General features: G+C 54.5%; 10 protein-coding genes and 1 pseudogene. 4 read left to right on the top strand and 7 right to left on the bottom strand.

Features of this window, described 5'->3' with window-relative positions:
• Positions 1 to 23: 23 nt before the first annotated feature.
• The 3 genes and pseudogenes from LY284_RS28750 to LY284_RS28740 form a co-directional block, all read right to left on the bottom strand.
• The gene (locus LY284_RS28750; protein ID WP_255727883.1) at positions 24 to 950 is read right to left on the bottom strand and encodes a topoisomerase DNA-binding C4 zinc finger domain-containing protein; all 927 of its coding nucleotides are present in this window, start codon (positions 948 to 950) and stop codon (positions 24 to 26) included.
• A 3-nt stretch (positions 951 to 953) separates the two neighbouring features.
• Positions 954 to 2,963: pseudogene (locus tag LY284_RS28745) on the bottom strand (UvrD-helicase domain-containing protein); the annotation flags it as partial.
• Positions 2,964 to 3,671: 708 nt separating this feature from the next.
• A complete protein-coding gene (locus LY284_RS28740) occupies positions 3,672 to 4,322 on the bottom strand; it encodes a hypothetical protein (protein ID WP_233389593.1) in 651 nt (216 codons plus the stop codon).
• A gap of 929 nt (positions 4,323 to 5,251) precedes the next feature.
• Here LY284_RS28740 and LY284_RS28735 point away from each other — a divergent pair.
• Both LY284_RS28735 and LY284_RS28730 read left to right on the top strand, forming a co-directional pair.
• Positions 5,252 to 7,234 carry a CHAT domain-containing protein gene (locus LY284_RS28735; RefSeq protein ID WP_233389590.1) on the top strand — a complete coding sequence of 661 codons (1,983 nt, stop codon included), beginning with the start codon at positions 5,252 to 5,254 and terminating at the stop codon, positions 7,232 to 7,234.
• Positions 7,218 to 11,048 (top strand): tetratricopeptide repeat protein, encoded by a 3,831-nt coding sequence (locus tag LY284_RS28730; protein WP_008348874.1) that lies wholly within the window; start codon positions 7,218 to 7,220, stop codon positions 11,046 to 11,048. Before LY284_RS28735 ends, LY284_RS28730 begins: the two co-directional genes overlap by 17 nt.
• Positions 11,049 to 11,178: 130 nt before the next feature.
• On the opposite strand, the gene LY284_RS28725 is transcribed toward LY284_RS28730, so the two are convergent.
• The gene (locus LY284_RS28725) at positions 11,179 to 13,068 is read right to left on the bottom strand and encodes a hypothetical protein (protein ID WP_233389588.1); all 1,890 of its coding nucleotides are present in this window, start codon (positions 13,066 to 13,068) and stop codon (positions 11,179 to 11,181) included.
• Between the two features lie 570 nt (positions 13,069 to 13,638).
• On the opposite strand from LY284_RS28725, the gene LY284_RS28720 reads away from it, so the two are divergent.
• Complete coding sequence (locus LY284_RS28720; RefSeq protein WP_008348876.1) at positions 13,639 to 14,211, top strand: hypothetical protein; 573 nt, start codon at positions 13,639 to 13,641, stop codon at positions 14,209 to 14,211.
• 161 nt (positions 14,212 to 14,372) lie between these two features.
• Here LY284_RS28720 and LY284_RS28715 read toward each other — a convergent pair whose 3' ends face one another.
• A complete protein-coding gene (locus LY284_RS28715; protein WP_033535987.1) occupies positions 14,373 to 14,936 on the bottom strand; it encodes a GNAT family N-acetyltransferase in 564 nt (187 codons plus the stop codon).
• Between the two features lie 134 nt (positions 14,937 to 15,070).
• The gene (locus LY284_RS28710) at positions 15,071 to 15,652 is read right to left on the bottom strand and encodes a TetR/AcrR family transcriptional regulator (protein ID WP_008348879.1); all 582 of its coding nucleotides are present in this window, start codon (positions 15,650 to 15,652) and stop codon (positions 15,071 to 15,073) included.
• 117 nt (positions 15,653 to 15,769) lie between these two features.
• On the opposite strand from LY284_RS28710, the gene LY284_RS28705 reads away from it, so the two are divergent.
• A complete protein-coding gene (locus LY284_RS28705; RefSeq protein WP_008348882.1) occupies positions 15,770 to 16,750 on the top strand; it encodes an SDR family NAD(P)-dependent oxidoreductase in 981 nt (326 codons plus the stop codon).
• Positions 16,751 to 17,017: 267 nt separating this feature from the next.
• Here the strand turns inward: LY284_RS28705 and LY284_RS28700 are convergent, their stop codons facing one another.
• A complete protein-coding gene (locus LY284_RS28700) occupies positions 17,018 to 17,335 on the bottom strand; it encodes a hypothetical protein (RefSeq protein ID WP_144403621.1) in 318 nt (105 codons plus the stop codon).
• Between the last annotated feature and the right edge of the window lie 135 nt (positions 17,336 to 17,470).

Below are 17,470 nucleotides of genomic sequence, written 5' to 3'. Positions count from 1 at the left end.
GTCTCACCTTTAGGTCCAGACGGCTATTGTTGCAACTTCAACGAGGACCGGGGGTCGATACTGCGCAGATAGCGGTCTCCATGAAAATCATGTAGGTTGCTTAGGAAATGACGTAAAAGTACTTGGTCGCTAGCCAATTGTGCGTGAATGCGCGACAGGAAGTCCTCTCGATCAACGCGCATTCCCGCTATTTTGCGCTCAATAGCCGCCTCAATTTCCGGGTCATTATGGCGTTCGGTCCGAGCAAAGCTTGGCAGAGGGCGCTCTATCCGCCGCGACTCTTCACGTTCAGATCCGGACTCTTCCAGCAACCGGCCCAGTCTCTCGACGTTTTGCTCATATAGCTCTCTAAAACGAGGGTCTTGTTTTTTAATTTCAATCTCTTTGGTCGATTTGGCGAAATCAAACGCAGCTTTGATGATGGTCCGCTCAGCAAACAAGTCTTTCTCAAGCTCGGACGTCGAAACTTGAAGAGCTTGTGCCGGAGTAACGTAGTCATTCAATTGTGATACACCATCATTGATAGCTTTGAAGAATGATCTAACCGAAAAGCGCTGCTTGTTCGGCATACCGGTCACCTCCTCTGCGAGAGTCGAGTTTGACTGTCTCGCCGAACTTGTTGAAGACAGGCTTCTCGGAAGGGCCGAGGATGTCTCAGACTTTAGCGCCGAAGTCGCGTTTATCGACAGGGAGGAAGTGGGCGCCGTGCCCCGATCAGTGAGAGTCTTCGAAATTGACGCCCGCTTTCCTGGCTTGTAGGTACAGGTAGGGAAGTTGGAACAGGACCGAAACTCGCCGTACGGCCCTGTTCGCATGACCAGCACTCCTTGCTTGCACCAAGGACAATGCTGTTCGTTAATAGCATTGCCATCCGAGTCTGTGATCGACACGAGGCCGTCATCAACCAACTCCTGCAAGAAGCTGGAGCGAGAACCGCTGACCGTGAACATCGCGACGCTTCGCCGGGCTCGAGTCAACGCGACGTAAAACAGGCGCCGCTCTTCCCCTTGGTCGTACTCGTCGCCTGTGGGCATGGCAAGCGTCAAAACCGGATCGTCAGCGCGAGTGTTAGGAAAACTTCGACCCCTCGCCACGCTTATCATCTCAGGCAAAATGACGTAGTCTGCTTCGCTGCCCTTGGACCGGTGAATTGTGAGGAAGGAAAGGTCTACCCAACGCTCGAATCGAGCCTTGCGTGACGGCACGTAATAGCGGTCAACGTTGTAGCGGCCCAGCACATAAACTGACACCTTCCCTTCACGCCCTGGCGGGATGCTCCCGTCTTTTACTCCCGCTGCCAGACGCATGACAAACCGGTCAATCGCATCGGTTAGTTTGTCTTTATGCGTCACCTGAAACCCCTGAAGCACGTCTCCGACAGCCGGCGTTACTGATTTCACCTGCTTGCGAATCTGAGCTGGATTCTTCGAAATAAACCGACTCGACACGTCACAAAGCCCTTGGGGGCAACGAAATGTTTGTTCGAGGGTCATGACTGAAACGTCGGCTCCTGCGAAGCGATTGATGGATTGCCAGTCATCACCGACTGCAAAAAAATATCGGCCAGGCTTCTGAACCAGGGCACGACACAAACGAGCACGGGCTCGAGAGGCATCCTGAAACTCATCGGCCATGACCAGCTCGAATGGCGTCTCGTGGCGCCCGCTCTCCAGAAGCTCGGCGGCCTGGTTGAGCATGTCCTCAAAATCGATGCCTTTCTCAGCCGCCAAAGCAGCATTCCACGCGTCAAGCACTGGCTCCGCGAGAGAAAGGAACTTGTCGTGGCGATAAATGAAGGTATCTACGGGCAGCGATTTCAATCGCGCCCGCATCGCGGAGAATGTTAAACAGTTGCTTTTGACATGACTGGTGAACGTTCGCATGAGTCCGACTAGCTCAGCGGACGCCATCGGATTCTGGCCGCCAAAAGGAACCGGACGATCGGGATTGAAATCGAGCTGGATACCTCGGCTACTCAACTCGGCTGCCAGATGATCGAATGCCTCGTCGATAAGCATTTGGTGCGAAGTCGTCTCGATTAGTTCGGTCCCACTCTCTTTGTGCAGTTGGCGCTTCCACTCCACGCCCTCAACATAGTTTTTGAAGTGAGCCGGGGCCTTTCCATCGGCGTCCAACGCAAAGTGCTCATGGTAGAGGTCGACATCCGGGTAATAGAAATCCGGTCGATATTGACGGTGGTCCTCGTCGGCGGTTGGGAGACGGTACTGCTCTTCATATCTGTAGTTGACGCCATTGAAGAAAAGCCAGTTCGCGAGGAAAAGCTCCTCTTGGCTGCGCACCCGCTTTCCGTCAATTGTGTCCCAGCGATCGTTGCCGTTAAACGTCGACGTTTGCAAATCCCGCGGAGTGACGCATCGGAACATGTCCCAGTTGGTCCGAAAGCTCGGGGAGGCGTCTTTGAGCTCGTCGATAATCTGAGTGAGCTTTCGGAATCCCGCGGTCGTGTCAGTCGCCCAATCGGGAATGTCTGGCTTTTGGCCGGTGGCCTTGCCGATGATGCCAAGACCAAGAGCGTGAAAGGTGGACGCCCTGACCGAGACATGAGTCATGCCCAGCCGTTCGAAGGACTTTGTCGTTCGCTCCTCCAACTCGTCGGCCGCGCTTTTGTTGAAGGCCAAAAGGACGATTCATTCTGGTGCAACAATACCGCGGTCGATTGCGTATGCTGCCTTCGCAACCATTGTGGATGTTTTGCCTGAGCCGGCAGACGCAACAACCTGAACTCTATTATCAAAACAAATCACTGCCCGGGATTGTTCCTCGGTCAGAGGCTTGCTTTCGACTTTATCAAACAAATTTTTGCAGTCAACCAGTTCGCGCTCTGTATGCGCAGCGTTGAGAGAAGCCCAAAATGTGCGATGGTCGGCAGCCCATTGATCAAGGGAGCGCTCAATGCCTCCCGCGGCTTCGGCCAGGAATGCTTTGACAGCCGGCTTCTCCATGCGCGCTCGCACGTCCGCCGCGTCGATTGTGGGCCGCGCCTGTATAAGGGCCGTCTGCATTTCACTCGTGAACCACCGTCGATTGGATTTGGCGCTCAACTCCTGCGCGGCTTTGCTATCAAGCCACTGGCTTATGGCCTGTTGAGCGCCTTGTATATGAGCGACGTCTTCCCGCGTTCGCTTATCGAACAATGCAGTTTCGAGAGCTTCGGACAGAGAGGCTGCCTGAGCATTGGGAAGACCATCAGCCTTAATCTCCAGTCGATGCCCCGGATAGAACGTCACATCCGTCCACAGCAGACCCTGATTAATGCGGTACGCAGTCTCTTCCTCCACGTTGACTCGATGAGTCTGTCCATTTAGCGCTAGTGACAATTGAAGCCCCGAAAGCTCCAACTGCCAGTCGACCGATCCCGTCATTTTCCGGCCTAGCATGGATGGAGCCCATTGCTTTGTCATTCTTTTTCCCGTGGTCTCGTCGAGGTCCTCCTCGTTATAACGAGAAGCTCAACTCGACATGATAGCTTGACAAACTCGCGGACACGGTGCTCGAGGACGCATTTGATGTGATCTGTTTTTTGGACGTCACAACGAACGCAAGCGCACGGGCAAAAACGGCCGGTGCGCTTGCGAGAATATCTAGTTCAGCGAGCACAAAAAGTTGCTAACGCGCCCCGACACAACCATAGCCCTAAAGGTTCAATGTCTTCAATGAACTGTTCCAGACGCACGTTCAGCTAGAAAATCGGAGGACATTGACACGGACATATGGTGAACGACCTTCTTGATGCGGTTTGTTATCAAGATGTTGACAGCCTCTCGATTGTTCGAAATACCTAGCTGTTCAACGCCCGCATCTTGCAACGCATTGCCAATCGCGATGATGGCCTTCAGGACGTCCCAGGTATCCGGAGACTTGCCTTCGCGACTTCCAGGCAGCACCGACTTTGGCTCGAACGAGCTTTGTAGCTCGAGCGTTCCAAAAAGACAATTAGATGGCGCACCGTCCGGTAGCCACAGGGCGAACGCTGCCTTACCTGCTCGGTTCCATTCATCCATCGCCAAGCGAAGTTCCCGCGCGCTCGCGTCCGCCAGCCAGTGCACGTTGAGTGCGCCCACTTGAAGAGAGATTTGCAACAAGTTAGCTGACTCGTGCGACACGGCCTCAAACGCGAGAGACCCTCCCCCTTCGCTTTCGGATTCAATTGCACGGTACTCAAAATGACTGAGCGCTGCCGTCAACACTGGGAACGTGGGCGCTACCGTCTGCGCCATTGCGAACCCGCTCCGGAACTGCTTCGCCTCAGCAAGCTCGCCCACCGGAAAAAAGCCGCTATCTTTGTTGTTGCCAAACATCATGTCGACATGCCCTATGTAAGTGTGAACATCGCTTTGGATAGCGACCTTCGATTTGTTCGCAGCAGCACGGGCGTCCAATTGCGATTACCCCATGCTTACCTGTCACATATAGCGATGCTTGCACAACGTGTATTTTCTAAATTTTAGAATCAGACTTTTCTTCGCGATCCGCCAAAGACTGCCAGATGCCTTTCCTTCTCACTGGCATGTCGGATTCGACGCGAATAGCCCGGACCGAGCGCACTCAAGCGCAGCGGCGTTGGCTCGCAGATAGAGCCGTTGTTGAAAGCAGAACGTAGTTGATCCGTGGATAACGCACAGGCTCACTGAATCGCCAGCGTATGCGCCGCGGAATTTAGGCACTCCGCCGTAGACCATCCGCGTGCCGATCTGTCCTCGACCAACTACGCGACGAATTCATGCCGTGTCGTCCCACGATTCTCGGAATGCCGCGAACTCGACCTGTTTGCCACGGCGATTCGTCGATGGCAGTGAGCCATCTACAAAAGTCAAAATTCCGAAGCCGTTATCTTGACCTCACGAAATGCCGAACACTGATAGATACGATTTTACGGAGGTCATTCGACAGCCTTCCATCACCGTGAGATGACATAGCTCATCACGCTCGATGGCTCCTCTTGACGGCCATCGCCAAGACACACCGATCGCCTCTCTTGCCAGCAGCTTCCGCCACCACTATGTCGCGCGCTGAGAACTTATCAGCAAAACGAGTGGGCTCTCTCCGCAGCTTCTGGCTCGTGCCCAACAGCTATTGTCGCTATCTACCCAGACGGCGAACTAAATCTTCATACGAATTATGCCTAGCGAACCTCATTCTGCGGGAAATTGGTATCGCCGAGCGGGACGAGGTTAATGCTGCCTACCATCGCTGTATATACTGCCTTTCTCTCACTCCTAAGCACACGACAATGAGACTCCTGGACGGCGCGACCACCGATTTTTTGCTAATCGACGAACGACATACAGGCTTACAAGTCAACGAGTTACTTCGAGCAAGCGGCGCCACAAATGTGGTCGCTCGCGTGAATCAAGAACAAGGCCTTTGGTGGCGAGCAGATGAGCTTTCCGAACTACTTTTTTCGGGAGCAAACTCTCCTCTACTTCATGCCCTCAAGCGTCTGTCGACGGGAGCGCCGAATGAAGCCAGCGCGTCTGAAACCCAAGAGGATGTGGAGGAGCTGACCGCGTCGTCCTTGCATGTGCTCGTTCCGTTGGTAGATGGTGACCTTCCCATTGACGCTGTCCCAGCGCAATGTATCGCGATCGACGGCGATGTCATCGCGGGTATCTGGGACGCAGACGACCCGGCCTTTGCGGCTCGCCGGCGCGCCGGTGATGTAACTGCCGGTAGCCGACATGTGCGCGGGGAACCGATTAACGTTCCCTTCGCTGACGTACAGTCAGGAGCGTGCGTGCTCAGTGTCGACTTTCCCTCACGGCTCGCGGTTGGCGAACAACGGTCAATGCTTGTAAGGCTGGTTCAATCGACGGTCGAAGACTCGAGCTTCGGGTCGGCGAGCAATGACACGTTTGACGTTGTTGTGCAGCCAATTGCAAACGTAGAAATCGTCGGCTCATGCGAGCTACAGATGCGCGTCGCAACAAGCGACAACTCACCGCCCATTCGCTTTTTGACGTTAGCAAAGAATGCCGGAACTGCCCGAATAAGAGTATTTGTGTTCCGAGGGGGAGAAGCGGTTGCACAGTTGACCGTGGCCGCCCAAGTAACTAACGACGGCCCAACGTCGTCGACACGCACACAGGTAGCGCTGCAAGCTCAGACAGAGCGCGAATTCGGGCATGGAAATGATTTGACGATGCTCGTACTTGAGCAAAAGACACCCCCGTCGTACACCATCTTCCTGAATGCAGCAGATGCCAGCCATAAAGTAAACTTTATGAAGTTCGGGCCGATCCCTGTCGAACAGAATCCTCAACAACTATTCGACGATTTTTTCGCTGATTTTGAGGCCCTCGCGGACGCTTCAACCCGGACGTCCTCGCACATTGAACTGCACTTGGCACAACGAGGGAGCTGGCCCCTTGAGACGGTCTTTCCCCGCGACCTACGCGAACTCGTTTGGACCCTTAGGACTCGCATCAAGACGGTTTTGATCCAATCTGACGAACCCTATATCCCTTGGGAGCTATGTAAGCTTCAAGGCCTTGAGGATGGCACGATTGTAGAGGGTCCATTTTTCTGTGAGGCTTTCCAGCTCACTCGATGGATGCCCGGCGTTCCGCGCCGCTCGAATCTCACGCTTGATTGCATGGCGGTTGTAGCGCCCGTCGATTCGGGGCTTCGAGCCACCGAAGAGGAAACAGAGTTTCTGCGGTCGCAGAACGGCAAGCAGCGCAGAGTCGAAGGCCTAAACGCGGATTACGCGAGCATCATCGGCGCGTTCGCAAATGCTCAATATGATGGGTTTCATTTTGCGGGTCATGGCGCGTTTGGTGGAAGCGCGGGGCGCTCAGAGATTGAGCTGGACGCAGGATTGTGTTTGCGCAGCACAGATATCTCAGGATCCGCTCGCAATCTTGGAAAACGGAAACCGCTTATCTTCCTCAATTCGTGTCAGTCAGGACGCGCAGGTTTATCTTTGACCAATGTTGGTGGCTGGTCGGCACAATTTCTTCGAGCTGGCGCAGGCGCTTTCGTCGGCACATATTGGTCAGTCTTCGACGATGGTGCTGCGCTGTTTTCGCGTACGTTCTACCAAGGTCTTTTCGATGGACTGTCAATCAGCGAGTCAACGCAGTTGGCGCGCGCTGCTGTCAAAGCGACCGGGGATCCGAGCTACCTGGCGTACACCGTGTTTGCCGAGCCCGGAGCAACTGTGGATGTCATCAACGATCGCGACGCCGGGCTAATCAATGACGAGAGTAACTGACAACTTTCTCCTAACCCTACCTGAAACGGCAATAGATATCGCTGGTGGGGGGGACATCACGCTTGCTCGCGTCCTACTTCAACATTGCCGGGAAGCCGCTGAAGACGCCGGTGACCCGATCTTGATTGAAGAATCTGTTCAGGCTGTCCAAGCGCTCGGCAGCATGATTGACAGCATGGTGGCGGAAGTGAGCGCAGGCAACGATCCTGAACTCGAAAATGCCGATTCCGAGGTGACTGAGCTCCAGGCACTTCTGATACAGAGCATGGAAGCGCTCAAGCATGCGCAATGGAAGGTTGCCGAGATTGGGTTTTCCGCAGGAAGCGAACGAGCACTTAACCTCGGCGCTTCTTCGGAGCATATGTTTGCCACGGTTGGACTCTTGACGGCACTGTCGGCGCTTAGGAAATCGGCGGTCGCTAGACAAACGGGCCTCGCTGCGTTGGACGAGGTGCTGCGAACACCCGAGCCTTTGGCACAAGAGCCGCAACTTTCAGATGACACTTCCGAGTTTCTAGCGCGACAAAACCTTTATCACCGAGCGCAGCAGGCTTCGAGTGAGGGTAATTTACAGCTTGTTGACGCGACATATACAGAGTTGTTGAAGTCGCTGCAGCGGTTTCCGGAGTCAAGAGATCATATCGTTGAACAAATCAGTGTCCTCATAAATAGATGCATTCTTCTCGATTCAATGTCGCGTAGCGCCGAAGCCGAAGAATGCTTCAACGACGCTCTCTTACTCATCAGCCGACTTCCCGACGATGACGTGACCCAAGAATGCCGCGCTTTTGTGCTGATGAACTACGCCGTGACGCTCTCCTCTTCAGGGGACACAGCCCGATCAGACGCGTTTGCGCAGGAAGCACAAGGGATTTTTGATCACTTTGCACCGTACTCGGCGGATTCGCGTCGAAACGCAGTGACCGTCAGAATCAATCGAGCCAAGTCCTACCGGCAAGCCGGCCGTTCACTAGAGGCGGATACACTGTATGTGCAAGCGTTATATCTGCTAAATGCATTGCCTTCAGGAGAAAGAGATGCCGCACAATCCGATTTGGCAAGCATTAGCCTAGGGCGGACGAATAGCGCTCTTGATCAAGGCCGCCTTGATGAAGCGGAGCAACTTGCGCAACAGACTGAAAGGTACTACGAGCAGTTGCCTGAAGGCCCAGAGAGGACCTACAAGCTAGTTGGCATCCGCCAGAACCGTGCACTCATTTTGCGGAGACGTGGCCAACTAAAGGATGCCGAAGACCAGTTCAAGTCGTTGCAGGCACTGGCAGATCAACTTCCCGATGGGCCGCCTAAGCTGGAACAGCAGGCATTGATATCCCTAAATCGTGGCGAGAATCTTGACGCGATGGGTCGCTACGACGAAGCCCAGTACTGCCACCAACAATCCAATGCCTTCTATGACCAACTGTCAGGACTTGGTGCGGAATTAGGTGGCATTAGCGCGCGCATTAACTATGCGATGACGCTCAACGCACAGGGGAGATTCGATGACGCTGAGCACGCGTTCTGCCTCGTCGATGCTCGGATTGCACCGCTTCCGCAACTAGCCGAAGTTAGAGAAATGCGATTCTTGCTGCGACTGAATCGGGCCAGAAATTTCCTGCACTTGAAGCAGCTCAATGCAGCAGCAAATGAACTTGACCGTGCCGCTGCTGTCCTTGGGGAGTTTGGGCAGGAAGCAGAATTCCCTTTTGAATATGTCGACGTCCTTGTGAATCAGGGCGTTACTGCGATGCTTGCTCGAAAACATACTGAAGCACGCGAACATCTCAGCCACGCCCTTAGAATCGCAGACCAGCTTCCCGAATCTGATCGTGCATTTTCGCATCGAATCGTAGTGCGACTCAATCTCATCTCCAACGCTTTGGCCGCCTCCGACGTGGCTTACGTTGTGACCATGTGGCCAAGATGTTTCGAACTCTTGCAGTCACTTCAAGGTAACGCAGACGCTCAGTTGCCGGAAGTCGCAACCTCGCTAATGCAGGCATTGATTGAGCTTAGTGATGCTTCTGCAATCGGTGTTAGCGAATGCGCCGAGCGCGCCATGATGCTATGCGACTGGTCACTCGATTGGCTCGATATCGTCAATGACCCACTCGATGAGAAGCCCGCTGGAGCTGGACAGATGGCCACCGTCCTCGGACTCGCGTTGGGATGGTTGTGCCAACACGAAGTCAAACTTGTACCGGCATTGCTGTCGAATCAATTCGGACGCTTCGCGGCAGCTCTTCGAGAAAGTTCAAACTTGCCTTCAGAGAATGGAGCGGGTGTGGCAAGCTCGGTACGAGTGCTTCGGCGAGCAATTCGACAAATCGGTGGAGAGCTTCAATCACTCGAAGCCCGAGCTCAGGACCTCAGTACGCCAAGCTCTACGCTACGTGAAGCAGAGATCCGTATATTCGATTTGCGTGCACGTCGAGAACGCACCATTTCAGAGTTGCGTACCGCCTTGAGGGCTACCCGTGCAGGAGATAAGCAAACGGACGGAATTAGCATTGACCGTTTAATGAGGGCAACAGCCTCGCCTAGCATCGACCACCATCGCGCATTTGTAGTCATTTTCCGATTTCTGATGACTGAGGCATCTGGTGGAGATGGTCGCACAATCCTGCGTCCAGCAGCCGGCGCGCTCATCGTTCAGTCGGTTGCTCCCGAAGTCCAAGTGGTAACTCTGCCACCACTCGTGCTGGATGTGGCATTGCACGGAAGAGCAACGCGGGCATGGTCAGACGTGACATTAAGAGGGTTGAGTGCCGGCTTTCTGACGGGGACGCCGTCGCTAAATGGAGCACATGTCGACTCGCACCCTGTGATTGCCGACGGTGAGTTTCTTCGCAAGGCCGTGGAAGCAGGCTGGGCGACGATTCAGCCTTACCTTGCCCCCTCTGTAGAGAACATTTTCTTCGCGACGCATCACGAACTCGGACATCTTCCTTGGCAAATCCTGAATGACCGCGCACCCATGCGGGTCTTTCACGGCATTCAGTTGGCGACGCAAGCCGCCGAGCGTCTGGAAGAGACGCGCGTGATTCGTCCTCCGAGCCCCGGCCGATTGCTCGGAGTGTTGGCTCATTCACCGCGTCACGCTGGTGCGCAGCGCGACAATGTCCATCGGGATACTGCGATGGAAGCAATTCCGGGCGTCTACGCAGACTTGCTTGTCACCAGAGAACAGTGGCGCAATTCAAGTGAAATACTTCTCGGCAAAGAAGCATTGCTTCAACGCACGCCGACATTGGTCCAACTGTCGTGCCACGGGACTGCGCGGACAGCCTTCACGGGGCTTGAGGATGCTTCGACTAGTGCATATGAGCTTGCGAGAGTTATCGCAACTCGGCCTGAAAGCGGGCGAATTGAAGCGCTAATCACCATTGCCTGCGCCAGCGCGCAGGCAGGGACTAACGCTTTTGGCGAGGCCGGAGGCTGGTCTGTTGTATTGCACGGCCACGCTGATGTTGTCTTGGGCGCACTTTTCCCCGTCGACGATGTACTGTGTTCTTTGTTCGTGCTTCTGCTACATCGCTCGTGGAAACAATGTGGGGACCTCCGACTTGCCCTTGACGCGACACGCAAGTGTCTCCGCGGCGGTGAATGGGCGAACAGTCTCGAACAGGAAGTCGAAATCTACATGCAATGGGCAAAAGCACTCGCCGACGCGCTTACAAGAGCGTTAGCGCCGCCTGCACACACTGTTGCGGTCATGGAACGCGCGAGAGATCACTTCGAACATCGCAAGTCACTGTATCTCGACGACGAACGCCTGCGCCTCATAACCGAGGCATTCGTCATCTTAGGATGATTCAGACAAACGCATTAGACGCCTGAGATCACGACGGATCTGTCTCAAAGAGCTCCCGAATGCACAAACCATGTTTATCGGCGCAAGCCGTCCGCCTGTGCCCCACTCTTTGACGGAGACTGCCTTTAGATCAGTGCAATACCTTCAAGACTGCATCCGCCATACCCGCATAGCCTTGTCCATTCGGATGGAACGTGCCATCGATGCCATCTTGACGCCCCGTATCACCTGGCCACTGCGTCAGGAACGAATCGTTTCCGGTACGAATTGCCCTCGTGTTGTTGGCGTAAGGGTGCCATGAATGGGCATCCTTTGGCGATAGCAATGTTTGCGCATCGCCTGTACACCACCCTTTTCGGTTCATAACTCCGTCCATTGAGGCGGCTGTCCAGCGAAGCTCCGCCGCACTATCTTCAATCGCTTTGTTCAAAGCAGGTATAACTGCGCGGTTCACAGTCTTCGCCTCATCCTCGGTAAGGTTAATTTCCCATTCAACAGGAACCAATGCTCGTGGAATGAGAGTTCGGGCCGCATACCACGCGTTATTATAATTTTTGTGAGGCGGATTGCCACACAAATTCCCACCCGTGTCGTGAAGCGAGTTTGGGTATTCGTTTGCCACGATCTTCTCAGGCTCGACCTGCAACAACTTCGTCAACGCCATATCCAGCGCGAAAAGTCGTGTCCGCAATTCTGCGATTCGCTGAATTGCAGTGAGTTTTTTTGGAGAGCTACAGTCATCGGAGGCTCCAGCGTATGGACAAACTACCCCGCCTCCTTTTCTAGCGACGCCTGTAATGAAGTTGCTCCAAACCACCTGTGGAGGAATCCCGAATTTACGACCGGACGGCAGCAAACCCCACGCGATCACGCCGCTAAATCCCATATCATTACCGCCAATCGAAAGTAAGACTAGGTCAGGGCGGCGAAATTGAGTGGCAGGACACTCGACGAGATCCTTAATCCAAGGCGGCTCATGAGTCGCGTATCTAGTGCCCGTAAATCTCCCAATAAGGCTTCGCTTAAAACCACTTTCGATCGGGCTGGGACTTCCGGCACACAATGCCTTGACAGTTGCGCTCAACTGAGAGATCGGCACGTCACACTCCGGATCTAATTCGTCGACTGAGGAGCGCTGGAATACCGGTTTGCAACTTCTCGCGGGGTGGCCCGATGGCAATCTCTGCGGCGCAAGTAAGCCGTCTATGATCTCTGCTCCGGCGCAAGAGAACTGCACTAAAACTGTGGATTCATGGGGATGGCGCGCTGCGACTCTTAACGCGACCAGATTTTGGTAGGAATAAAACGACCGATTGCAACGGGTAGATTGCCACTTTGCAGGACTTTCAACAAATTGATTGATATGCTTCGAATCACCAAGTGGCCACTCATCGAAAGGTATTTCAGCTTTCCAAATCGTTGGTGCGTCTGGTGAGCCCTCTCCCGCACCGTAAGAATCCCCCAGCCCAACGATTATGAAACTCGTCGGCCTAACGAGTTCCTCGGCTATCTTACTTCCAGACGCGCGCACCACGAGTAGCCCGGACTTTTTTTGCAAAATTACGTGATTTATGCCTTCTCCACATTGTCCCGTGTGAACAACAAGCCCATCAATGCTCCATTCACATACATCATGCGACGCGTTTGCTTTAAGGCCGGACAATTTTGCGCTTATTGAGATCTGACTTGGCAAACTCACGTAGTTATCGGCATAGCGAGGGTTGATGTTATTGACGTCTTCAATCCAGGGCCCAGTGGAGCTCACATACGGTGACCCACCAGATGCCTCGATTCGGTCTATCCAACCGGAAGGTGTATCGCCATCTCGATACGACAGTTTCTCATAACGCTCGGCGGATTGTTGGGCTGTCGACTCCTGGGACGATTCGAAGTCAAACGCTCTGAAGCGATTGTCCAGCTGCCACTCGATCGTTGCTCCGATTGCACATGACGCAAGTGCCAACCCGAGAAAAGCCACGCCTACAAACTCAATCACTTTCCTCAGCTTATCTCTTCGCATAGCTTTTTCTCAAGTTTAAAGGGAAATTAAATTCATGTTTAGACGAAGCAACAGGCATCCTACTGAGTCTGCGCAATGCTCGACAATTTCCATCCCGAACGTTAAATAGAGAAGAGTAAAGATATGATATTTGCCTTCGCACTCCTATTCAGGCTTGAGAGAAAATCAGGATCGGGTTTGGAGAGTCCGAAATGAGTGCGTGAGAACCTCTTCATGCTCCGGTCGCAAACCGCAGTTTCATAGGGCCACAACGATGGTTATGTGCGGAGGCACACCAATCTACTGAGAATCCACGAGCCTCGTCTGCGGCATGCCTGACTGTCGCAGCACGTTTCACCTTATGACGTTTCCGGAGCGGAGAACGAAATAGGACGAGTGCATCCAAGCGAGTGATTGCAGCGCATGCCGATCGGGCCACAACGCCACCTAAAACATGTAGTGAACTTCGCAATGGTGCTGGCATCAAAAGCCTCAGAAGTGCGTCCAGACGTGGAATGCTGCCAACGAACTCAATCACGCGTTTAAAAAGGCTAACTACACATGCTTCCAATCATCAGGAAACATGTTCCCATGGCAACGACCGCACGTGACCACATCCAAAAAATCTTTGCCGCTAAGCTCTGGTTGCAGCCCTCGCTCGCGACATCCCAATTTTGTACCCTGTTCGGCATGTCGCACCGTCGGAGTTCGTTGTTTCTGGAGGCACGCGAGCCCGCGACGTTGCGCCATAGAACGGGACTGCGACATGTCGCGCACTTGAATAAGCCAGAGGTTATCGAAGCCTATCGAGCTTGCTTCCGAGGCGAAGAACCATCACCTGAGCTGTTGAATCTTGTGGACAAGCCGAAAAGGGGTTCGGTGCCACGGGAAAAGCCCGTCGCTAAAGACATCTCACGGCTATTCCAGCGCGCGAAAAGCGGACGACTAGAAGACGTCGTGAGTTTGCGCGCAAAAATCGGGGACTTGCTAAGGAGGCAGCGGCCCACAAGCGGTGCATTCGCACCTGCAGAAAAACTCGATGCACTGTTGTTGCAGCAACTCTCTGAAAAGTTTTCTTACAGCGGAGAAGTCAGTGCGCGACTCACGAGAGAGTTGGCGACGTTGCGGTCGCGCGAGGCAAGCATGCGCGCCAACGCGAAGTGACTCCAACTACCTCCGCTCATCCGCGCGAGGTAAGCAAAGCGCGCGATATCGTTCATCCGGCTTATTGATGCATAAAGTGGAGGCGCGTGACGTGGACGTGGTTTGCGCTCGCGAGGTGATTTTGGATTTTACGAATACAAAGAACTCAAAAGAGTAACTGATCAGGCGCCGACACCGGCTCCGCATAGGCCAGAGATTGCAAGCTGCTTATGAAAAAATGTCGTTCCACAGAGTGCGCCATCTGGCATCAATGCATAATTCGGTACACAACCAACGCGTTGCCAACCGCACCTATCATATAAGCTCTCAGCCACGCCACCGGTGACTGTGTCGAGGACCAACACTGTCTTGCCTTCAGCCCGAGCCACCTCGTCCACCATCTGCATCAGACCTTGTGCGACACCTCGTTTGCGGGCATCGCTGTGCACCAGCAACTTGGCAACATCCGCTCGATGCGGCTGGTTCTCCGGCTGCAATAGCACTAACTGCACGGTGCCAACGATACGGCCGGCCTCATTCTCTGCGATCAGTAACGCCCGCTCTTCTCGGCTCACTCCATCGGTCACGCCCCGCCAAAAAGCAGTTGCTTTCTCACGGGACAAGGGCAGCATGAAGCTCACCGACGCACCGCCCTCTACGCAGTCGAGCAACACATTGGTCAGTTCATCGACACATGTGGAAGCTTCATTCGGTCCAACACGTCGAATCCTGAAATCACTATTCATTTGCTTTCTCTAATGGCGGTGGAAGAGTAGATGGGCGACGAAGTAGCGCGCAGAGGTAGGTCGGAGCAAAGCCAACGCCCCGTGAGCAACCACTTGGTTACGAACTAGCCATTGGTCTTAGGCGAGGCGTCAAATCATGCCGTCGGCTTCGAACCAAGCAATAATATGTCGACTAGCCTTCGAGCGCTTTGCGGCCAATCAGGAGCTTCTGCGACGTTGGACACGCCAACCAACGCGCGAAGCAAATCGAGCGGTTCCAAGTCAGGACGAATGTCTCCGCTCTCCACTGCGCGGGTGACGAGCGTCCGTATTGCTCCTTTAATCAAGTTGCCTGAATACTCAAAAAGTTCGGTCGGCGTTCCTCCGACTATCGAGTTGAGCGCCGGCGCGATGATTTTCTTGGTCTCGATGTAGTCGATGAACAGCAACATCCAAGCACGCAACGCGTCAGCCGCAGGGAGCGATTCAGCCAGTCGATGCTCCTCTGCTGCCAGCTTCTCGACTTCAGCCCGATACACGCTCTCCAAAAGTGCCTCTCGGGTTGGGAAGTGCCGATACAGCGTTCCCGCACCAACGCCTGCCTGACGGGCGACCTCCTCCAAGCTAATTTCCCCGCCCGCTCGCGTAAACACATCTTTGGCAATGTCGAGAATGCGCTCTCGATTTCGGAGCGCATCCGCTCTCAGTTTTCGTTCCTTCGGGGCTGGGTCAGTCATAAACGAATCTGTAGCTTGCAAACGGAGGATGTCTCCGCTTATTATAAATAAACGGAGACATCCTCCGTTTATGCGGCGTGATCGTGGCCTCAATTTTACTGTGATGGAGTGTCTTGAATGACCGAACAATTTGGAGCGACGTCGACGACTGAAGACGTGCTTTCAGGCGTGGATCTACATGGAAAGCGGATTCTGATGACTGGAGCGTCGGCCGGCCTTGGTGTTGAAACTGCTCGAGCTCTGGCGGCGCACGGAGCGACCGTAGTAGGTACTGCGCGGGACTTGGTGAAGGCAGAAAAGGCAGTCAGTGCGGCAAGGGAAGAGGCCGCTGCGGGACATGGGAGTATCGATCTGGTCGAACTAGACCTCGCCAGCCTCGCGAGCATACGAGCATGTGCAGACCAACTCGTTGCAGACGGGAAATCGTTCGACGTGGTAATCGCCAACGCTGGCGTTATGGCCACACCTTTCGGGAAAACCGCTGACGGCTTCGAGACGCAGTTTGGGACCAACCACCTAGGGCATTTCGTTTTTGTGAATAGACTCGTGCCGCTGCTTTCGAGCGGAGGGCGCGTGGTGATGCTCGCATCTTCAGGTCATCGGTTTTCGGACGTCGATCTCGACGATCCCGGATTTGAGCGCACGGCCTATGATCCTTTCGTCGCCTATGGGCGTTCAAAGACCGCGAACATCCTGTTTGCGGTTGCATTTGACAAGCGCTACCGAGCACGCGGTGTGCGGGGAACAGCCGTGCATCCAGGGGGAATCCAAACAGAATTGGGTCGCCATATGGAGCAAGGACAAATGGAAGGTCTCTTAACCACAATAAACAACCAACTTGCTTCCGAAGGGAAGCCGCCGTTCGAGTTCAAGACCGTGCCTCAAGGGGCGGCTACGTCTGTTTGGTGCGCAGTAGTGGGAGAGGCCGACGCTATAGGAGGCCAATACTGCGAGAATTGTCACGTTAGCAATGTCGTGGCTGACGACGCCGTGATCAACCCCATCAGCGAAGGTGTTCGGCGATACGCGTTGGACCCAGCCAGAGCCGAAGCTCTGTGGCGCAAGAGCGAAGAGTTAGTCGGCGAGAAGTTTCCGTAAGTTCGCGGGTTTGATTGTCGTTTTTTCGAAGTAGTTGCAGATGCTTTCGTACACGAACGGACTCGGACGTCGGGTATCGGGAAGGATGGCGTCTTCCGCGATGCCTTCCCTGTTTTCAGATATCCGATTTTCGTGTGCGGACCGCTTTACACGCCGGCTTCCTTTCACGTCGGCGAAGCTGACTTCGCGTTCGCGCCAGCCACGCAGAGCGTTGACAAGCGCGCGATAGCGCGAAGAGCTATTGGGCTTCAGACCGCGCTCTTGCAGTTAGGCGGCAAGTTCTTTGATGCATCGGTCGTGATATTTAGAGTTTCGAGCACCACTGGCAGTCGACGTGGTCGCTGGGACGATCGCGAACAGTATGTTCAGCCCGAGATCGAGTGCGAGCGCTTCGCAACGCGGCTGATAGGCTGCGTGTAACGCCGCGAACGCATCCGTTACGTCGGTCAGGATGCCGACGCCGAAGGAACCGCCCTGTCGCAGGTTGACCTGAACAGTCAGCGCGCGGTTACCCGCGCGGGCGGTGAAATGCGGATACGCGCGCAGCGGCGGACTCACCGGCTTACCCTTTTCGAGCGTGGACAACCGCGCCCACATTTGGGAGCGAGTCCTTCTTTGACGGAGATGCTCACCGAGCGCTGGTCGACGACCATGTTTAGCCGATTAAAGGCGGAAGTCGGTGCCACTTCGTCGCCGCGCGAAACAGGCTTCTCGCGAGGC

Origin of the sequence: Caballeronia sp. PC1, assembly GCF_021353155.1 — a bacterium.
GTDB classification, from domain to species: Bacteria; Pseudomonadota; Gammaproteobacteria; order Burkholderiales; family Burkholderiaceae; genus Caballeronia; species Caballeronia cordobensis.
This window is presented reverse-complemented; position numbering and strand designations above follow the sequence as displayed.